The organism is Pseudomonas sp. KH_050, from assembly GCF_057838875.1.
The window spans coordinates 3,048,071-3,065,813 of sequence record NZ_CM174478.1 but is presented as its reverse complement, the minus strand read 5'-3'; the positions used below and the strand labels follow the sequence as shown (position 1 = coordinate 3,065,813).

Sequence of the window (17,743 nt, the reverse complement as noted above, 5' to 3'; positions counted from 1 at the left end):
ATAAAACGGCCCCGGCATGACCCGAGCAGCGAGAATCACTGACCCGTCCTACGAATTGATGGACGACCGTAACGGCTTGTCCATCATCTACCGTCAGCACGGCTTTCCCTGCCCGCTGGTGCGCTGGCATTTCCACAAGGAATACGAGCTGCACCTGATCGTCGCCAGCTCCGGCAAGGTGTTCATCGGCGACTACATCGGCAACTTCTACCCCGAAACACTCTTCCTCACCGGCCCCAACCTGCCGCACAACTGGATCAGCCAGATTGCCGAGGACGAAGTGGTGCCCAAGCGCGACATGCTGGTGAACTTCACCGACGAGCTGTTTGAAAGCGGGTATCAGGTCTTTACCGAGTTGAAGGCCCTCACGCCCTTGCTCGAACGCGCGCAGTACGGGATAGAGTTTCGCTGCAAGCAGACGATCCGCCAGGCCATGACCTTGATGCAGTGCATCGCCGACTCCAGAGGCATCACCCGGCTCGGGCATTTTTTCATTCTGCTGGAACTGCTGGCGGCGACCGACGATTATCAGTTGCTCTCAGGCACGACCACCACGCAACTGGCCGATGAACACAACGTCGACCGTACCAACCGCGCGGTGGATTACATCTTTGCTCATTACACCCGCGAACTGCCCCTTGAAGAAGTTGCCGAACACCTGGGCATGAAGCCCACGTATTTTTCCCGGGTGTTCAAGCACGCTACCGGCCGCTGCTTCATCGAATTCGTCAATCGCTTGCGCATCAGCAAGTCCTGCGAGCTGCTGGCGGACGGTGACAAAACCGTCACTGATGTGTGTTTCGAATCGGGCTTCAACAATATCTCCAACTTCAACCGGCGTTTCCAGCAGCTCAAGGGCATGACACCTTCGCATTATCGGCGTTTGGCGGTGCAGCGGTTGACCGAGCAGAATCTGGGCTGAGCCAGATCAAGAACAACATCAAAGAACGCAGCCTGCAGCAGCACATAATCCCTGAATAAACGCCAATCCCCCGAATCGTTTATCCCAAATCCCCCCCGCCATTTCCCCCAGTGCAAAAAAGTATCGATTCAAGTGTCATGGATGATTTGTCATCGCCTCGTTTGAGGGCTGTAATCAGCCCACATTCTTCCTGACCTGCGGAAGACATAAAAACAATAACTGTCCTTCTGCCGCCCGCCGGGCGTAGAAGAGGAGTGCGCGATGAAACCCTCGGTAAAAGCTCTGCTTGCCTGCACCTGCCTGACCCTCAGCGGCGTCAGTCTTGGCGCACAAACCCTGACCATTGCCACGGTCAACAACAGCGACATGATCCGCATGCAAAAGCTCTCGAAAACCTTCGAAGCCGAGCACCCGCAGATCAAGCTCAATTGGGTGGTACTGGAAGAAAACGTCCTGCGCCAACGCCTGACCACCGACATCGCCACCCAGGGTGGCCAGTTCGATGTACTGACCATCGGCATGTACGAAGCCGCACTCTGGGGCGCCAAGGGTTGGCTGGAGCCGATGAAGGATCTGCCCGCCTCCTACGACCTTGAGGATATCTTCCCTTCGGTGCGTGAAGGCCTGTCGGTCAAGGGCAGTCTCTACGCCCTGCCGTTCTACGCCGAAAGCTCCATGACCTACTACCGCACCGACCTGTTCAAGGACGCCGGCCTGACCATGCCCGAACACCCGACCTGGGAGCAGATCGGCGAATTCGCCAGCAAACTGGCCAAGCCCGATCAGGAGCAATACGGCATCTGCCTGCGGGGCAAGGCTGGCTGGGGTGAGAACATGGCCTTGATCACCACCCTGGCCAACGGTTTCGGCGCGCGCTGGTTCGATGAGAAGTGGCAGCCGGAGTTCACCGGTGCGCAATGGAAGAGCGCGCTGAACTTCTACGTCGACACCATGAAGAAAGCCGGCCCGCCCGGTGCCTCCAGCAACGGCTTCAACGAAAACCTGGCGCTGTTCAACAGCGGCAAATGCGCGATCTGGATCGACGCCAGCGTGGCCGGCTCGTTTGTCACCGACAAATCCCAGAGCAAGGTCAGCGAGCACGTCGGCTTTACCTACGCGCCCCATCAGGTGACCGACAAAGGCACCGCCTGGATGTACTCCTGGTCACTGGCGATTCCGGCCAGTTCCAAAGCCAAGGACGCAGCCAGGACCTTCAGTGCCTGGGCCACCTCCAAGGAATACGGCGCCCTGGTGGCCGAGAAGGACGGTATCGCCAACGTACCGCCTGGCACTCGCGCTTCGACCTACAGCGAGGCTTACATGAAAGCCGCGCCGTTCGCCAAGGTGACCCTGGAATCACTGAAGGTCGCCGATCCGACCCAGCCTGGCCTCAAGCCAGTGCCTTATATCGGCATCCAGCTGGTGACCATCCCCGAGTTCCAGGCCATCGGCACCCAGGTCGGCAAGCTGTTCGCCGCCGCACTCACCGGCCAGACCAGCGTTGATCAGGCTTTGGCGGCGGCCCAGCAAACCACCGAACGTGAGATGAAACGCGCCGGTTATCCCAAGTAACCCCGCAACCCACATTTAATCTTCATTTGCCTGTCGCCAAACGGTCCTGACTGCCATGAACACATCAACGCTCAAAGCTCATATGGATATACCCCAGCCGGTTCGCAAAAACCGCCTGACCAATCCCGGCTGGTTTCTGGTCAGCCCATCGGTCGCGCTGTTGCTGCTATGGATGATCGTGCCGCTGGGCATGACCCTGTACTTCTCGCTGATCCGCTACAACCTGCTGTACCCTGGTGAAAACCAGTTCGTCGGGCTGGAAAACTTCAGCTACTTCCTGACCGACTCGGGCTTCCTGCCCGGCGCCACCAATACCCTGGTGCTGGTGGGCAGTGTGTTGCTGATCAGCGTGGTGCTCGGCGTACTGATCAGCGCCCTGCTCGAGGCCAGTGAGTTCCTCGGTCGCGGTATCGTCCGGGTGATGCTGATCTCGCCGTTTTTCATCATGCCCACGGTGGGTGCGCTGATCTGGAAAAACCTGATCTTTCATCCGGTCTCGGGGATTCTCGCGGCGGTGTGGAAGCTGTTCGGCGCCCAGCCGGTGGACTGGCTGGCCCATTACCCGCTGCTGTCGATCATCATCATTGTTTCCTGGCAATGGCTGCCCTTCGCGATCCTGATTCTGATGACCGCCATGCAGTCCCTGGACCAGGAGCAGAAAGAAGCCGCTCGCCTGGACGGTGCCGGTCCGATCGCGATTTTCTGGCACCTGACCTTGCCGCACCTGGCCCGACCGATAGCCGTGGTGGTGATGATCGAGACGATCTTCCTGCTCTCGGTGTTCGCCGAAATCTTCACCACCACCAACGGTGGCCCCGGCTACGCCTCGACCAACCTTGCCTACCTGATCTACAACCAGGCGCTGGTGCAGTTCGATGTCGGCATGGCATCGGCCGGCGGCCTGATTGCGGTGGTGATCGCCAATATCGCGGCGATTGTCCTGATCCGGATGATCGGCAAAAACCTGACTGACAAGCCCTGAGGCCCGCGCCATGACCCTTCAACAATCCCGTCGCCTGCAAAGCCTGCTGCTCGGCACTTTGGCCTGGGCCATCGCGATCCTGATTTTCTTCCCGATCTTCTGGATGGTGCTGACCAGCTTCAAAACCGAAATCGACGCTTTTGCCACGCCACCGCAGTTCATCTTCACCCCGACGCTTGCGAACTACCTGCACATCGAAGACCGCAGCGGTTACTTCAGCTTCGCCTGGAACTCGGTGCTGATCTCCTTCAGCGCCACCGCTTTGTGCCTGTTGATTGCGGTGCCGGCGGCCTACTCCATGGCGTTCTATGAAACCAAACGGACCAAGGGCACGCTGCTGTGGATGCTCTCCACCAAGATGCTGCCGCCGGTGGGCGTGCTGATGCCGATCTACCTGCTGGCCAAGAGTTTCGGCCTGCTGGATACGCGGATCGCACTGATCGTCATCTATACCCTGATCAACCTGCCAATCGTGGTCTGGATGATTTACACCTACTTCAAGGACATCCCCAAGGACATCCTCGAAGCCGCCCGCCTCGATGGCGCGACGCTGTGGCAGGAAATGCTCCGGGTGCTGCTGCCGATCGCCAAGGGCGGCCTGGCCTCCACCGTGTTGCTGTCGCTGATCCTGTGCTGGAACGAGGCCTTCTGGTCGCTGAACCTGACTTCATCTCAAGCCGCGCCGCTGACTGCGTTGATCGCCTCCTACTCAAGCCCCGAAGGCTTGTTCTGGGCCAAGCTCTCGGCGGTCTCCACCCTCGCCTGTGCGCCGATTCTGATCTTCGGCTGGATCAGTCAGAAACAGTTGGTCCGTGGTTTGTCTTTTGGTGCCGTGAAGTAGATCAAAAGATCGCAGCCTGCGGTAGCTCCTACGGGCGCGCGGGGTTGCACATTTTCATGATCGTGTCGCCGAACACCAACCGGACACGATCCACGTAGGAGCTGGCGCAGGCTGCGATCTTTTGATCTTCAGCGCGTACGCCAACTCAACCAGAACAATTAAAAGCGGAGGCCCATCATGGCCAACCTGAAAATCAAGAATCTGCAAAAAGGTTTCGAAGGCTTTTCCATCATCAAGGGCATCGACCTGCAAGTGAACGACCGGGAGTTCGTGGTCTTCGTCGGGCCGTCCGGTTGCGGCAAGTCGACCCTGCTGCGACTGATCGCCGGCCTGGAGGAAGTCAGTGGCGGGACCATCGAGCTCGATGGCCGCGACATCACCGAAGTCAGCCCGGCCAAACGCGACTTGGCCATGGTGTTCCAGACCTACGCCCTGTACCCACACATGAGTGTGCGCAAGAACATGTCCTTCGCCCTCGACCTGGCTGGTGTGGCCAAGGCCGAAGTCGATAAAAAAGTCGGCGACGCCGCACGGATTCTCGAACTGGAACCGATGCTCGAGCGCAAACCGAAACAGCTGTCCGGCGGTCAGCGGCAGCGCGTGGCCATCGGCCGGGCGATCGTCCGTAATCCGAAAATTTTCCTGTTCGACGAACCGCTGTCCAACCTCGACGCCGCCCTGCGGGTGCAGATGCGCCTGGAATTGTCGCGGCTGCACAAGGAATTGCAGGCGACGATGATCTACGTGACCCACGATCAGGTCGAAGCCATGACCCTGGCCGACAAAGTGGTGGTGCTCAATGCCGGCCGCGTCGAACAGGTCGGCTCGCCGCTGGAGCTCTATCACCAGCCGGCCAATCTGTTTGTCGCCGGATTCCTCGGCACCCCGAAAATGGGCTTTCTGAAAGGAAAGGTCAGCCGCATCGAAGCACAGGGTTGTGAAGTCGAACTGGATGCCGGCACCCGCATCAGCCTGCCGCTCAGCGGCCGGAGCTTGAGCGTCGGCAGCCCGGTCACCCTGGGGATTCGTCCGGAGCACCTGAACCTGGCGCAAGCCGGCGACTGCGCGTTGCAGGTCACTGCAGACGTCAGCGAACGCCTGGGCAGCGACACCTTCTGCCACGTCCTGACCGCCTCCGGCGAAGCCCTGACCATGCGTATCCGCGGTGACCTGGCCAGCCGTTACGGCGAGAAGCTGAGCCTGCACCTGGACGCCGAACACTGTCATTTATTCGATGCCGACGGTGTGGCGGTTACCCGCCCACTGCGCGCCGCCGCCTGATCGCCGAGAGCTCACGATGAAACTGAACAGACAAAACCTCAGCCGTTTGGCGCCTGAAGTGGCGGTGCCGGCTTATGCCCTGGCACAGACCCGGCAAGGCATCGCGCATATCGGCGTCGGCGGCTTTCACCGCGCCCATCAGGCGTATTACACCGATGCCTTGATGAATACCGGAGAAGGCCTGGACTGGAGCATTTGCGGGGTCGGTCTGCGCCCCGAGGATCGCCGCGCCCGGGATGACCTGGCCGGCCAGGATTACCTGTTCACCCTCCTTGAACTGGGCGACAGCGACGCCGCCCAGGTGCGGGTGATCGGCGCCATCAGCGATATGCTGCTGGCCGAAGACAGTGCCGATGCGCTGGTCGACAAGCTTGCGAGCCCGGACGTTCGCATCGTCTCGCTGACCATCACCGAAGGCGGCTATTGCATGGACGACAGCAGCGGCGAGTTCATGGCGCACTTGCCGCTGATCCAGCATGACCTCGCTCATCCGGACGCTCCGAAAACCGTGTTCGGTTTCCTCTGCGCTGCCCTGGCCAGGCGCCGTGCCGCCGGTATCCCGGCCTTCACCCTGATGTCCTGCGATAACCTGCCGCACAACGGCGCGGTGGCCCGCAAGGCGCTGCTGGCCTTCGCCGCCCTGCGCGATGCCGAGCTGCACGACTGGATCGGCGCCCACGTCAGCTTCCCCAACGCCATGGTCGACCGCATCACCCCCATGACCAGCGCCGCCCATCTCCAGCAACTGTATGACGAACATGGCATCGACGATGCCTGGCCGGTGGTCTGCGAGCCTTTTGCGCAATGGGTGCTGGAAGACAAGTTCGTCAACGGTCGTCCGGCCTGGGAAAAAGTCGGCGTGCAGTTCACCGATGACGTCACGCCCTATGAAGAGATGAAAATCAAACTGCTCAACGGCAGCCATCTGGCCCTGACTTACCTGGGATTCCTCAAGGGCTATCGCTTCGTTCACGAGACCATGAACGATCCGTTGTTCGTGCGTTACATACGCGCCTACATGGACCTGGATGTCTCGCCGCAACTGGCGCCGGTACCGGGGATCGACCTGACCCAGTACAAAGACACGCTGATAGAGCGCTTTTCCAACCAGGCGATTGCCGACCAGCTGGAACGGGTGTGCTCTGACGGTTCATCAAAGTTTCCCAAATTCACTGTACCGACCATCAACCGCCTGATCGCTGACGGCAAGGAGACTGAGCGTGTGGCGCTGGTGGTTGCTGCCTGGGCGCTGTACCTGAAGGGAGTCGATGAGAATGGCGATCGTTATGCGATTGCGGATCCGCGGGCCGGGTTCTGTCAGGGGTTGGTGGCGGATGACGGGCTGATCACTCAGCGGCTGCTTGGGGTCGAGGAGATTTTTGGTACGGCGATTCCTGGATCGGCGGAGTTTGTTGCCGCGTTTGAGCAGTGTTTCAACAGCTTGCGCGAGGATGGAGTGACCAGGACGCTGGAGCGCTTGTTGGCAAACCTGTAGCAGCTGGCGAAGCCTGCTACGCGGGGTTTGGCGTTCATGGGAATTACACAGGCTCGACTATGGCAAACCAAAAGCTCTTCCTCGGCATCGACTGCGGCACCCAAGGCACCAAAGCCATTGTCCTCGACTCAGTCAGTGGCAAGGTCCTGGGCCAGGGCGCTGCCGCCCATAGCATGCTCAGCGGCGCCAATGGCCGTCGCGAGCAGGACACCGCGCAGTGGCTGGAAGCATTCACCCTGGCTACCCGCCAGGCACTGCTGGCGGCGCAAGTCAGCGGTCAGGAGGTCCTTGGCATCGGCGTCTCAGGCCAGCAACACGGCCTGGTTCTGCTGGACGATCAGGGCAAGGTGCTGCGCCCGGCCAAGCTCTGGTGCGACACCGAATCCACTGCGCAAAACGATCGGCTGCTGGCTCACCTGGGCGGTGAAAGCGGCTCCCTGGAGCGACTCGGCATCGTGATCGCGCCGGGTTACACGGTGTCGAAACTGCTCTGGACGAAAGAGCAGCATCCTGAAGTTTTTGCGCAAATAGCCAGCATTTTGCTGCCCCACGACTACCTCAATTACTGGCTGACCGGCCGCCGTTGCGCCGAATACGGTGATGCCTCGGGCACCGGTTATTTCAATGTGTGCAGCCGAGAGTGGGATATTGCATTGCTCAACCATATCGACCCCGGCGGTCGATTGGTGGCCGCCTTGCCGCAATTGATCGAATCCCATATGCCTGTGGGCACTCCTCTTCCCGAGATCGCCGAGCAGTTGGGTCTCAACCCCAAGGCACTGGTCTCCAGCGGCGGCGGCGACAACATGCTGGGCGCCATTGGTACTGGCAATATCCAGCCCGGCGCGATCACCATGAGCCTCGGCTCCTCCGGCACCGTGTATGCCTATGCCGAACAGCCACAGGTCAGCCCGCAGGCGTCGGTGGCCACTTTCTGCTCATCCACTGGCGGATGGCTGCCGCTGATCTGCACCATGAACCTGACCAACGCCACGGGGGTGATTCGCGAGCTGTTGGCGCTGGACATCGAGCGCTTCAACCAGTTGGTCGAGGAGGCACCCATCGGTGCCGAAGGGGTGTGCATGTTGCCGTTCCTCAATGGCGAACGGGTCCCCGCCCTGCCCCATGCCAGTGGCAGCTTGCTGGGCTTGAACATGAGCAACCTGACCCAGGCCAATCTCTGTCGTGCGGTAGTCGAAAGCACCACCTTCGGCTTGCGTTATGGTCTGGATCTACTGCGCAACAGTGGCGTGCAGAGTCGCAGCATTCGGCTGATTGGCGGTGGCTCGAAAAGTCCGATGTGGCGACAGATGGTCGCCGATATCATGAACACCCCGGTGGTCTGCACCGAACAAAGCGAGGCCGCGGCCCTGGGTGCGGCGATTCAGGCCGCCTGGTGTGAATCCGCGGTAACCGGGATAGAGCAAAACCTGCTGGAACTGTGCGAGCGCTGTGTCAGCCTCGATCCGGCCAGCGAAACCTTGCCCGTCGCAGCCAGCGTGGCGGCCTATCAACAGGCCTACGAGCGCTATCAACAGCATGTAGCGACCCTTTAAAGAGCGAACGACTATGTATCTGGTATGTGGCGAAGCGCTGTTCGATTTCTTCAGTGAGAACGACGCCAGCGGTCAGGCTTCAAAAGTGAATTACAAGGCCATTGCCGGCGGTTCGCCGTTCAACGTTGCCGTCGGCCTGCGGCGGCTGGGCATCGATGTGGCGCTGTTCGCCGGGCTATCCAACGACTACCTGGGCCGGCGTTTGCAGCAGGTGCTGCAGGATGAAGGGGTGCGCCCGGACTATCTGCTGGACTTCGACGCACCGACCACCCTGGCAATGGTCGCCGTCGGCGCCCATGGCTCGCCGCAGTACAGCTTCCGCGGCGAAGGCTGTGCCGATCGCCAACTGCTGCCGGCGCATTTGCCTGAGTTGGGCGCCGAGGTGCGCGGGTTGCATATCGGCTCGTTCTCGCTGGTGGTGCAGCCGATTGCCGACACCCTGCTCGCTCTGGTCCGCCGGGAAAGCGGCAAACGCCTGATCAGCCTCGATCCGAACGTGCGACTCAACCCGGAGCCGAATATCGAACGGTGGCGCGAACGCATCGGCGCGCTGGTCGAGCATGCCGACCTGATCAAGGTCAGTGACGAAGACTTGGACCTGCTCTACCCCGAGCGTGATCCGCAGAGCGTGATCGAAGGCTGGCTGGAACAGCGCTGCCAGCTGGTCTTCCTGACCCGTGGCGGCCAGGGCGCGACCGTGTTCAGCCGCCGCCATGGCACCTGGTCGGTGCCGGCCCGTGCCGTGGCGATGGCCGATACCGTCGGTGCCGGCGACACTTTCCAGGCGGCACTGATCGCCTGGCTGACCGAACAGCAGCTGGATTCGGTGGAGGGTTTGCAGCGCCTGAGCCGCGAACAGATAGCCGCCATGCTCAGCTTCGCCGTCAGCGCCGCCGCCCTGACCTGCAGCAAGACCGGACCGGACTTGCCTTATCGGCATCAGCTGGGTTGAGATCTGGTCAGAATCTGTGTCGCCTGCACTGCCGTCATCGCGGGCAAGCCCAATGCCGGCCAGTTAAGGAGTTTATGGCTTCGCACATTCCCCGTAGCAGCTGCCGAAGGCTGCGTCCGGCTGCGAAGCAGTCGTAAAATCAGGCACTGTGGTAATCCAGACAAACCGTGGAAGCAGGATTTGCGACTGCTTCGCAGCCGGACGCAGGCTTCGCCAGCTGCTACGGTTCGCGTTCCGTCGAAACTGATCGGCATTGGGCTTGCCCGCGAAAGAAATTTATCCTTCACCACGAACCCCGGTCTGAGCCGACCTGCCGCTCGTCAAAATCAGGCCGAAAAAGCTCTGTTTGCGCTTAATCATCGGTTAATTCTGCGGTCCAAAATTGGACAGGACCGCGTTGGCGCAGGAATTTTCTGACGCTCTGCGCGGACGGTCCGACGCCGTTATTGCGCCGGATTGACGATTCAGAGCAGATCGGAGAATTTTCATGAACAGTCGTATATTGCTGGCTGCAGGAGTCCTCGCCCTTTCCGGGTTTACCGGTGCAGTACAGGCGCAGGACGCCACCGTCCAGCCCGTTCCTTATCACTACGGGATGCCGTTGCACGTCGCCAAGGTTGTTTCCCTGACTGAACCGGAAACGATGGAATGCAAAGTCATCACGGCGCAGATGACCTTTATCAACACTGCGGGCCAGCTCCAGGCAATCACCTACAGCAAGCTGTCTGATGCCTGCAGTTATCAAAGCTGAGTGACACGTCCCGTTCAGCGCAGGTTTGTCCTGCGCCGAACTTGCCGCCGGATGTTTCGGCCTCACGTCCGGCCTCGGCGAATGGCTCAATGGTCAAGCCGGGCCCGGGATCCTACTGGCGGCAGGAGTCGAAGTCGCGCCTGGCCCGGGATTCACCCAGACCAGGCGCGTGGCTATCGAAGGTACGGAAACAACGGTTTAATGCGTTTTAACTCTGGGCTCGAGATGCTGGCAACCCGGTTTGTGCTCAAGATCGTAGCGTAACTCGGTGATCAGATCGTTGATTTCGCGACATCCATTGAGGCCCTCAGCCTTTATGCCTGTGACTACCATCTCGACACGGTCCGTTTCGTGGTCGCCAAAGACCTTTACCGTCATTGATAGATCCGGAGACAAGGTACATTGGCAACGCTTGGGCAAAAAACTGTTTTCAATGATGCTGCGCAGTTCCAAGGCAGAAAGAAACATTGTGACCCTCCTTTATGATGTGCGACTGCCAATCAGTTGTTGTCAGTACCATGTGTATTGGAAAGTCCCTTGGGCGGAGAAACTTCCTGTATTGCCCAACCGGCCCTGGAGAGCAATGCCACTCCCTAGATTAGGCCGCTTTTCCGATCCCGGTAAGTTCTTTTTTCATTTGGCTTTTCAAGGCCTCCATTTGCGCGCCAAGCGCTTCCGGCGTCGCCTTGCCGAGGAGTTTTTCAGCCTGAGGAAACATTTCGGTTTCCTCCTCTTCGATGTGATGCTCCAGCAATTCCTTGACCACTTTCACTCGCCCGGAAAACGCAAGATGCAAGGCCCCTGGCTGGACGTCCTGCAATTTGCCGAGGTCGCGTCACCCTGGTTTGCTTTGCGCGCTATGACACAGTAAGAATGCCCTGCCTGCGCAGATGCCTGGAGGCACTCAGATGCGGGTATTCATTCTTCAACCGAGCAAGGAGGCGCCATGCGCTCATCCATACCCATCGCGGCCGCCGTGCTGCTGTCTGGCCTGTCCACGTTGGCCACTGCGGCCAGCCTTGAAGAGGTCGCGCCCTACCCCAAGGCCGAAACCGGCTTTACCCGCCAGGTCATCCACCTTGCACAGCAACCACAGGAAGAAAACTACAAGGTTGAGGTTTTAGCCGGCAAAACCCTGAATGTTGACTGCAACCGTCAGCGCCTGGGCGGGAGCCTGGAAGAAAAAAACCTCGAAGGCTGGGGTTATCCGTTTTACCGACTGGAAAAAGTCAGCGGCCCGATGAGCACGTTGATGGCTTGCCCGGACGGCAAGAGCAGGCAAGACTTCGTTCCGGTGATCGGTGATGGCTTTATGCTGCGTTACAACAGCAAACTGCCGATCGTGGTGTATGTGCCCCAAGGGGTTGAAGTCCGCTATCGAATCTGGTCGGCCTCGAACACCGTCGAAAAAGCCCGCCAGGAATAAGGCGGTAGCCAAACAGGAGACCCGGAGTGATTACCTGCCACGTCAAATATGTGATTGATCCCTACCAGCTTGCCGACTTTGAAGCCTACGCCAAGGCCTGGATCGGTGTGGTCGAACGATTGGGCGGTACTCACCACGGGTACTTTCTGCCCTCGGAAGGCGCGAGCAACATTGCTTACTGCCTGTTCAGCTTTCCTTCTCTCGCGGACTACGAGAGCTACCGCAATGTCGCCATGAGCGATCCGCAAAGCACGGCTCTGGTAGCGTCGGTGGTGGAGAAAAAATTCATCCTCAGCTATGAGCGCACATTCCTGCGCCCATTGCTCTCTTGATGGCTCCCCAGCCACGTTGAATGCCCGGTTCATCTACCAAGGAAGGAAAACATGAAAGCTGTCGCACTCCCGTTGATCGCCCTCATCGCATTCGCCGGCTACACCCTGTCGGTGATGCTGCAGGCCGAGCAGTCGCTGATTGATTTCGGCATCAGCCTGATGTCCCGGCCGGATACCTCACAGGTGGTGATCGACCTTTATCTGCTGGCCACGCTGGCTGGGGTCTGGATGTACAAGGATGCGCGCAGTCGCGGTGTGTCGGGGCTTTCGGTGCTGCCTTATTTGTTGATTACCGCAGTTTTCGTGTCGATCGGGCCGTTGCTTTACCTGGTGGTGCGGGGGATTCGGGGGCGAGCGCCGATTCCCGCCGGTTAACTCAGATCCGTGGTCTGGCAAAAATCTGTGGCGAGGGGGCTTGCCCCCTCGCCACAAAGGGATTCATTCCAGCCCGATCTTGTATAACGCCCCATCCGCCTCATCGGTCAGCACGTACAGATACCCATCGGGCCCTTGCCGCACATCGCGGATTCGCGCGTTCAGCTCTCCCAGCAACCGTTCCTCGTGGACGACCTTGTCGCCATCGAATTGCAGCCGGATCAGTTCCTGTGATACCAGCGCGCCAATAAACAGATTGTGCTGCCAGGCCTTGAAGCGATCGCCGTCGTAGAACGCCATGCCACTGATAGCCGGGGATTTTTCCCAGACATGACGGGGCGTCACGGCGCCTTCGACGGTTTTGCCCCTGGCTTCCGGTATCGGCATACCCGAGTAATTGATCCCGTGTGTCGCCAATGGCCAGCCATAGTTCTTGCCGCGCTCGATAATATTGACTTCGTCACCGCCCCTGGGGCCGTGCTCGTTGTCCCAGAGCGTGCCAGTCCAGGGATTGAGCGCCGCCCCCTGGGGATTGCGATGGCCATAGGACCAGATCTCCGGGCGCACGCCTTGCCGGCCGACAAAGGGGTTGTCGTCCGGCACCTTGCCGTCCGGGTAGATCCGCACGATCTTGCCTTGCAGTTTGTCGAGGTCCTGGGCGGTCGGCCGATCGTTATTCTCGCCCAGGGTAATGAACAGGTAACCGTCGCGATCGAACACCAGCCTTGAACCAAAGTGATTGCCGGTGGAAAGTTTCGGCTCCTGACGGAAGATCACCTTGAAGTCCAGCAGGCGGCTCAAGTCTTCGGACAATCGCCCGCGCCCCACCGCTGTTCCCGCGGTACCGCCCTCACCGCCACCTTCGGCATAAGAGAGATAGACCATGCGGTCCTCGTTGAAGGCCGGCGACAGCGCCACATCCAGCAAGCCACCTTGGCCCTTGGCCCAGACCTTCGGTACCCCACTCAGCGGCGCCGAGAGTTTGCCCTGGCTGACAATGCGCAGGTTGCCCGGACGCTCGGTGACCAGAATTCCTTGTTTATCCGGCAAGAACGCCAGCGCCCAGGGATGTTCGAGCCCCTCGCTGATCCGGGTGACGCTGAGGGGGCCCTGCTCGCTCTGGAACTGTTGGCTCTGCGCCGCAAAGACTGGTATTGCGCCCGCCATCAGTGCACTGGCACAGAATGTTGCCAGGAGAGTTTTACGCAACATGCACGATTCCTTCTGTCGTAAAAATGCCGCCGATGGCCAACGCCATCAGCCTTCAACGATTGCTGTTGTTCGAATCTCTGGCAGGCCTGGTGGGTTCCAGGGTCGGCTTGACCGAGCCCGGCGCAGGAACGCTGCGTGGATAGCCGTTGCGGATGCCGCCGTTATCCAGGGTCGGTGGACGCGGCACCGGCACGGTGTTCGGTGAGCGTGGCACCGGGACGTTGGGTTGGGTGCCCTGCATGCTGTTGGGGTTGGCCCGGCGGATCGGGCTGTTGTAAGGGTTGTCGCTCCTGCCCGGCAGGTTCTGGGCCAGTGACATAGGGCGGGATTCGGCATGTTGTGGCGCGACTGCTTCAGGCCGGGCCTGAGTCAGGTTGCTCAGCAGGCCACTCAATGCCAGCGCTGTGAAGCCAAGCACAAGCCTGTTCATGGGAACCTCTCTCTTTTCACAGACATCACCTTCGATAACAGGCTACGCGCAGGGTTCGGACTTGTTAACCCAATAGTCCCGCAGAACATGTAACACCAGTTCTCCGGACCGCTGATCCGTCGACAAACCCCGGACTGCAACCAGCGGAAACTTTTGCCGTGCGCCACAGGTCACCTGAACACCAGTCACTTCAGGGGACATCGCTATGGCACGGGCAATCTGGAAAGGCGCAATCAGTTTCGGGCTAGTGCATATCCCGGTGGCGCTGGTCTCGGCGACCTCCTCGCATGGGGTCGATTTCGATTGGCTCGATTCACGCAGCATGGACCCGGTGGGCTACAAGCGGGTCAACAAGGTCACCGGCAAGGAAGTGACCAAGGAACACATCGTCAAAGGCGTGCAGTACGAAAAAGGTCGTTATGTGCTGCTCAGCGAAGAGGAAATCCGCTCGGCGCATCCCGTGTCGACCCAGACCATCGACATCTTTGCCTTTGTTGACAGCGAACAGATCCCCCTGCAAAACATCGACACCCCGTATTACCTGGCGCCCGACAAGCGCGGCGGCAAGGTGTATGCCCTGCTGCGCGAAACCCTGAGCAAAACCGACAAGGTTGCCCTGGCCCAGGTGGTGTTGCACACCCGTCAGCACCTGGCGGCGTTGATGCCGCTCGAATCAGCCCTGGTGCTGGTGATGCTGCGCTGGCCGGCCGAAGTGCGCAGCCTCGACGAACTGGCCCTGGGCAGCGAAGTGACCAAACCTGACCTGGCCAAGGGCGAGCTGGACATGGCCAGACGCCTGGTGGAGGACATGAGCGCCGACTGGCAACCGGAGGAATACCGCGACAGTTTCGAGGACAAGATCATGCAACTGGTCGACAAGAAGGCCCACGAAGGCAAGATCGAGGACGTCGAAACCGGCACCGCTGAAGAGGCGCGTAAAACCGCCGATGTTATCGACCTGACCGAGCTGCTCAAGCGCAGCCTGGCGGGTAAAGCCTCAGGTAAACCCAGTACCAAAGCCGCCGGCAAAACCAGCCCGGCAAAAAAAACCACGAAAACCTCCCGCGGCTGAACGCCAGGCGGCGTCTAACGACAAAACCCCATGATCGCTCATGGGGTTTTGTTTTTTTCGATATCGGATTATGCCGGCGCGGAAGTCCGAATCAAGTGATCGAACGCGCTGAGGGAAGCCTTTGCGCCCTCGCCCACCGCAATCACGATCTGCTTGTACGGCACGGTGGTCACGTCACCGGCGGCGAACACCCCTGGCAGCGAAGTCTCGCCACGGGCATCGACGATGATCTCGCCGCGCGGCGACAGCTCGATGGTGCCTTTGAGCCAGTCGGTGTTGGGTAGCAGGCCGATCTGCACAAAGATCCCTTCCAGCTCGACAGCGCGCTCCTCGCCCGACTGGCGATCCTTGTAGCGCAAGCCGTTGACCTTCTGACCGTCGCCGGTAACTTCAGTGGTTTGTGCACTGGTGATCACCGTGACGTTTGGCAGGCTGTGCAATTTACGCTGCAACACCGCGTCGGCACGCAACTGCACGTCGAACTCCAGCAGGGTCACGTGGGACACTATGCCGGCCAAATCGATGGCAGCTTCGACGCCGGAGTTTCCGCCGCCAATCACCGCCACACGCTTGCCTTTGAACAGCGGACCGTCACAGTGCGGGCAGTACGCCACGCCTTTGTTGCGGTATTGCTGCTCACCCGCAACGTTCATTTCACGCCACCGCGCACCGGTCGCCAGGATCACGGTCCTGGCTTTCAGCGAAGCACCGCTGGCGAAATGAACTTCATGCAGCTCGCCATTTTTGCCCGGCACCAACTTGTCGGCGCGTTGCAGGTTCATGATGTCGACGTCGTATTGCTTGACGTGTTCTTCCAGCGCCACGGCCAGTTTCGGCCCTTCGGTTTCCTGCACGGAGATGAAGTTCTCGATGGCCATGGTGTCGAGCACCTGTCCGCCGAAACGTTCAGCGGCCACACCGGTGCGAATGCCTTTACGAGCAGCGTAGATCGCTGCCGAAGCACCGGCCGGGCCACCGCCGACAACCAGCACATCAAAAGCTTGTTTGGCGCTGATTTTTTCGGCCTGGCGCTCGATGCCGCTGGTGTCGATTTTGCCGAGAATTTCTTCCAGGCCCATGCGACCCTGGCCGAAGTTCACACCGTTCAAGTACAGGCTTGGCACGGCCATGATCTGCCGATCATTGACTTCGTCCTGGAACAACGCGCCGTCGATGGCAACGTGGCGGATGTTCGGGTTCAGCACGGCCATCAGGTTCAGCGCCTGGACCACGTCCGGGCAGTTCTGGCAGGACAGCGAGAAATACGTCTCGAAGCTGAACTCGCCTTCGAGCGAGCGGATCTGTTCGATCACGTCTCTACTGGCCTTCGAAGGGTGACCGCCGACTTGCAGCAGGGCCAGCACCAGTGAAGTGAATTCGTGGCCCAGGGGGATGCCGGCGAAACGCAGGCTGATATCGGCCCCTGGGCGGTTGATCGAGAACGATGGTTTACGCGCATCGTCACCGTTATCGAGCAACGTAATGTGGGTAGAAAGACTGGTAACGTCTTTGAGTAATGCGAGCATTTCCTGGGATTTCGCACCGTCGTCGAGGGAGGCAACGATCTCGATCGGCTGGGTGACCCGTTCCAGGTATGACTTCAACTGGGCTTTAAGATTGGCGTCCAACATACGGGCGATTTCCTTTGTTCGTGTCGAAAAAAAACGCCCGAGCGAATCTCGCCCGGGCGTTTTGAGGGCGGTGCAGCTTACTTAGGTGCGGAGTTCCGCCCTGGAGTTGCTCACAGACTTAGATCTTGCCGACCAGGTCCAGGGACGGAGCCAGAGTGGCCTCGCCTTCTTTCCACTTGGCTGGGCAAACCTGGCCTGGGTGAGCGGCGACGTACTGAGCAGCCTTGATTTTGCGCAGCAGTTCGGAAGCGTCACGACCCACACCGCCGTCGTTCAGTTCGACGATTTTGATCTGGCCTTCCGGGTTGATCACGAAGGTGCCACGGTCAGCCAGACCCGCTTCTTCGATCAGCACGTCGAAGTTGCGGGAGATAGCGTGAGTCGGGTCGCCGATCATGGTGTACTGGATTTTGCCGATGGCTGGCGAAGTGTTGTGCCAGGCAGCGTGGGCAAAGTGGGTATCGGTGGAAACGCTGTATATCTCGACGCCCAGCTTCTGGAACGCGTCGTAGTTGTCAGCCAGGTCTTCCAGTTCGGTCGGGCAAACGAAGGTGAAGTCGGCAGGGTAGAAGAACACGACAGACCACTTGCCTTTCAGGTCAGCGTCCGACACGTGTACGAAGTCGCCATTTTTGTAGGCGGTAGCTTTGAACGGTTTAACTTGGCTGTTGATGATAGGCATCAGTGACTCTCCGTCAGTGGTTGTAAAGTTGATGGGAAGAATCCTACCCACTCGAACCACTGATGGCTCATTGGCAAAGCTGATGCCACTGATTGACTTTGGCTATTAGCAGACTCTTTTAATAGAAGAAAGCTCTAAGCAACAGGCTTCCCGGCGACCCGGGTCATCCCGAGAAACGGGCTGCGAACCAGATCGCTCATGGGAATGGGACCTGTGTAGGAGCTGCCGAAG

General features: G+C 59.6%; 18 protein-coding genes and 1 pseudogene. 13 read left to right on the top strand and 6 right to left on the bottom strand.

Features of this window, described 5'->3' with window-relative positions:
* The first annotated feature begins 16 nt into the window (after window positions 1–16).
* The 9 genes from AC3IUA_RS14165 to AC3IUA_RS14125 all read left to right on the top strand — a co-directional run bounded on the left by AC3IUA_RS14165 (window position 17) and on the right by AC3IUA_RS14125 (window position 10,352).
* Window positions 17–922, top strand: coding sequence for an AraC family transcriptional regulator (locus AC3IUA_RS14165; RefSeq protein WP_489361806.1), 906 nt, complete (start codon window positions 17–19; stop codon window positions 920–922).
* Window positions 923–1,183: 261 nt separating this feature from the next.
* A complete protein-coding gene (locus AC3IUA_RS14160) occupies window positions 1,184–2,494 on the top strand; it encodes an ABC transporter substrate-binding protein (RefSeq protein WP_489361804.1) in 1,311 nt (436 codons plus the stop codon).
* A 55-nt stretch (window positions 2,495–2,549) separates the two neighbouring features.
* Window positions 2,550–3,476, top strand: a complete 927-nt coding sequence (locus tag AC3IUA_RS14155) for a carbohydrate ABC transporter permease (protein ID WP_489361803.1) — start codon at window positions 2,550–2,552, stop codon at window positions 3,474–3,476.
* A 10-nt stretch (window positions 3,477–3,486) separates the two neighbouring features.
* Entirely contained in the window at window positions 3,487–4,317 is an 831-nt protein-coding gene (locus AC3IUA_RS14150; RefSeq protein WP_489361801.1) for a carbohydrate ABC transporter permease, read from the top strand.
* 177 nt (window positions 4,318–4,494) lie between these two features.
* Window positions 4,495–5,598, top strand: coding sequence for an ABC transporter ATP-binding protein (locus AC3IUA_RS14145; RefSeq protein ID WP_489361799.1), 1,104 nt, complete (start codon window positions 4,495–4,497; stop codon window positions 5,596–5,598).
* A 16-nt stretch (window positions 5,599–5,614) separates the two neighbouring features.
* Window positions 5,615–7,093 carry a mannitol dehydrogenase family protein gene (locus tag AC3IUA_RS14140; protein ID WP_489361798.1) on the top strand — a complete coding sequence of 493 codons (1,479 nt, stop codon included), beginning with the start codon at window positions 5,615–5,617 and terminating at the stop codon, window positions 7,091–7,093.
* A gap of 59 nt (window positions 7,094–7,152) precedes the next feature.
* Window positions 7,153–8,649: a xylulokinase gene (gene xylB / locus AC3IUA_RS14135; RefSeq protein WP_489361796.1), complete on the top strand. Its 1,497-nt coding sequence runs from the start codon at window positions 7,153–7,155 to the stop codon at window positions 8,647–8,649.
* 13 nt (window positions 8,650–8,662) lie between these two features.
* Window positions 8,663–9,601, top strand: a complete 939-nt coding sequence (locus tag AC3IUA_RS14130; RefSeq protein WP_489361794.1) for a carbohydrate kinase family protein — start codon at window positions 8,663–8,665, stop codon at window positions 9,599–9,601.
* 487 nt (window positions 9,602–10,088) lie between these two features.
* Window positions 10,089–10,352, top strand: a complete 264-nt coding sequence (locus AC3IUA_RS14125; RefSeq protein ID WP_489361792.1) for a DUF2790 domain-containing protein — start codon at window positions 10,089–10,091, stop codon at window positions 10,350–10,352.
* Between the two features lie 198 nt (window positions 10,353–10,550).
* Here AC3IUA_RS14125 and AC3IUA_RS14120 read toward each other — a convergent pair whose 3' ends face one another.
* Window positions 10,551–10,820: a DUF1652 domain-containing protein gene (locus tag AC3IUA_RS14120; protein WP_489361790.1), complete on the bottom strand. Its 270-nt coding sequence runs from the start codon at window positions 10,818–10,820 to the stop codon at window positions 10,551–10,553.
* A gap of 130 nt (window positions 10,821–10,950) precedes the next feature.
* Window positions 10,951–11,136: pseudogene (locus tag AC3IUA_RS14115) on the bottom strand (hemerythrin domain-containing protein); the annotation flags it as partial.
* Between the two features lie 162 nt (window positions 11,137–11,298).
* Here AC3IUA_RS14115 and eco point away from each other — a divergent pair.
* Genes eco through AC3IUA_RS14100 form a run of 3 tightly spaced genes read left to right on the top strand, consistent with a single transcriptional unit; the run spans window position 11,299 to window position 12,485 of the window.
* Window positions 11,299–11,778: a serine protease inhibitor ecotin gene (eco, locus tag AC3IUA_RS14110; RefSeq protein ID WP_489361789.1), complete on the top strand. Its 480-nt coding sequence runs from the start codon at window positions 11,299–11,301 to the stop codon at window positions 11,776–11,778.
* 26 nt (window positions 11,779–11,804) lie between these two features.
* A complete protein-coding gene (locus AC3IUA_RS14105; RefSeq protein WP_489361787.1) occupies window positions 11,805–12,110 on the top strand; it encodes an NIPSNAP family protein in 306 nt (101 codons plus the stop codon).
* Window positions 12,111–12,161: 51 nt separating this feature from the next.
* Window positions 12,162–12,485, top strand: a complete 324-nt coding sequence (locus AC3IUA_RS14100; protein WP_489361785.1) for a DUF2834 domain-containing protein — start codon at window positions 12,162–12,164, stop codon at window positions 12,483–12,485.
* A 63-nt stretch (window positions 12,486–12,548) separates the two neighbouring features.
* Here the strand turns inward: AC3IUA_RS14100 and AC3IUA_RS14095 are convergent, their stop codons facing one another.
* Window positions 12,549–13,652, bottom strand: coding sequence for a PQQ-dependent sugar dehydrogenase (locus tag AC3IUA_RS14095; protein WP_489362350.1), 1,104 nt, complete (start codon window positions 13,650–13,652; stop codon window positions 12,549–12,551).
* A gap of 97 nt (window positions 13,653–13,749) precedes the next feature.
* On the bottom strand, window positions 13,750–14,127 hold the full coding sequence (locus tag AC3IUA_RS14090) for a hypothetical protein (RefSeq protein WP_489361783.1): 378 nt from the start codon (window positions 14,125–14,127) through the stop codon (window positions 13,750–13,752).
* 205 nt (window positions 14,128–14,332) lie between these two features.
* Between AC3IUA_RS14090 and ku the strand changes: the two genes are divergently transcribed.
* A complete protein-coding gene (gene ku / locus AC3IUA_RS14085; protein WP_489361782.1) occupies window positions 14,333–15,199 on the top strand; it encodes a non-homologous end joining protein Ku in 867 nt (288 codons plus the stop codon).
* Window positions 15,200–15,267: 68 nt separating this feature from the next.
* Here the strand turns inward: ku and ahpF are convergent, their stop codons facing one another.
* Together ahpF and ahpC are read right to left on the bottom strand one after the other, a co-directional pair.
* The gene (gene ahpF / locus AC3IUA_RS14080) at window positions 15,268–16,830 is read right to left on the bottom strand and encodes an alkyl hydroperoxide reductase subunit F (protein WP_489361780.1); all 1,563 of its coding nucleotides are present in this window, start codon (window positions 16,828–16,830) and stop codon (window positions 15,268–15,270) included.
* Window positions 16,831–16,948: 118 nt separating this feature from the next.
* Window positions 16,949–17,512: an alkyl hydroperoxide reductase subunit C gene (gene ahpC / locus AC3IUA_RS14075; protein WP_223513471.1), complete on the bottom strand. Its 564-nt coding sequence runs from the start codon at window positions 17,510–17,512 to the stop codon at window positions 16,949–16,951.
* Window positions 17,513–17,743 lie beyond the last annotated feature (231 nt).

Coding starts and splice junctions, on each gene's coding strand:
- AC3IUA_RS14155 (WP_489361803.1), top strand. CDS start 2,550: ATGAACACATCAACGCTCAAAGCTCATATGGATATACCCCAGCCGGTT.
- AC3IUA_RS14100 (WP_489361785.1), top strand. CDS start 12,162: ATGAAAGCTGTCGCACTCCCGTTGATCGCCCTCATCGCATTCGCCGGC.
- ahpF (WP_489361780.1), bottom strand. CDS start 16,830: ATGTTGGACGCCAATCTTAAAGCCCAGTTGAAGTCATACCTGGAACGG.
- AC3IUA_RS14090 (WP_489361783.1), bottom strand. CDS start 14,127: ATGAACAGGCTTGTGCTTGGCTTCACAGCGCTGGCATTGAGTGGCCTG.
- ku (WP_489361782.1), top strand. CDS start 14,333: ATGGCACGGGCAATCTGGAAAGGCGCAATCAGTTTCGGGCTAGTGCAT.
- AC3IUA_RS14165 (WP_489361806.1), top strand. CDS start 17: ATGACCCGAGCAGCGAGAATCACTGACCCGTCCTACGAATTGATGGAC.
- eco (WP_489361789.1), top strand. CDS start 11,299: ATGCGCTCATCCATACCCATCGCGGCCGCCGTGCTGCTGTCTGGCCTG.
- xylB (WP_489361796.1), top strand. CDS start 7,153: ATGGCAAACCAAAAGCTCTTCCTCGGCATCGACTGCGGCACCCAAGGC.
- AC3IUA_RS14145 (WP_489361799.1), top strand. CDS start 4,495: ATGGCCAACCTGAAAATCAAGAATCTGCAAAAAGGTTTCGAAGGCTTT.
- AC3IUA_RS14140 (WP_489361798.1), top strand. CDS start 5,615: ATGAAACTGAACAGACAAAACCTCAGCCGTTTGGCGCCTGAAGTGGCG.
- AC3IUA_RS14125 (WP_489361792.1), top strand. CDS start 10,089: ATGAACAGTCGTATATTGCTGGCTGCAGGAGTCCTCGCCCTTTCCGGG.
- AC3IUA_RS14120 (WP_489361790.1), bottom strand. CDS start 10,820: ATGTTTCTTTCTGCCTTGGAACTGCGCAGCATCATTGAAAACAGTTTT.
- AC3IUA_RS14130 (WP_489361794.1), top strand. CDS start 8,663: ATGTATCTGGTATGTGGCGAAGCGCTGTTCGATTTCTTCAGTGAGAAC.
- AC3IUA_RS14150 (WP_489361801.1), top strand. CDS start 3,487: ATGACCCTTCAACAATCCCGTCGCCTGCAAAGCCTGCTGCTCGGCACT.
- AC3IUA_RS14160 (WP_489361804.1), top strand. CDS start 1,184: ATGAAACCCTCGGTAAAAGCTCTGCTTGCCTGCACCTGCCTGACCCTC.
- AC3IUA_RS14095 (WP_489362350.1), bottom strand. CDS start 13,652: ATGGCGGGCGCAATACCAGTCTTTGCGGCGCAGAGCCAACAGTTCCAG.
- ahpC (WP_223513471.1), bottom strand. CDS start 17,512: ATGCCTATCATCAACAGCCAAGTTAAACCGTTCAAAGCTACCGCCTAC.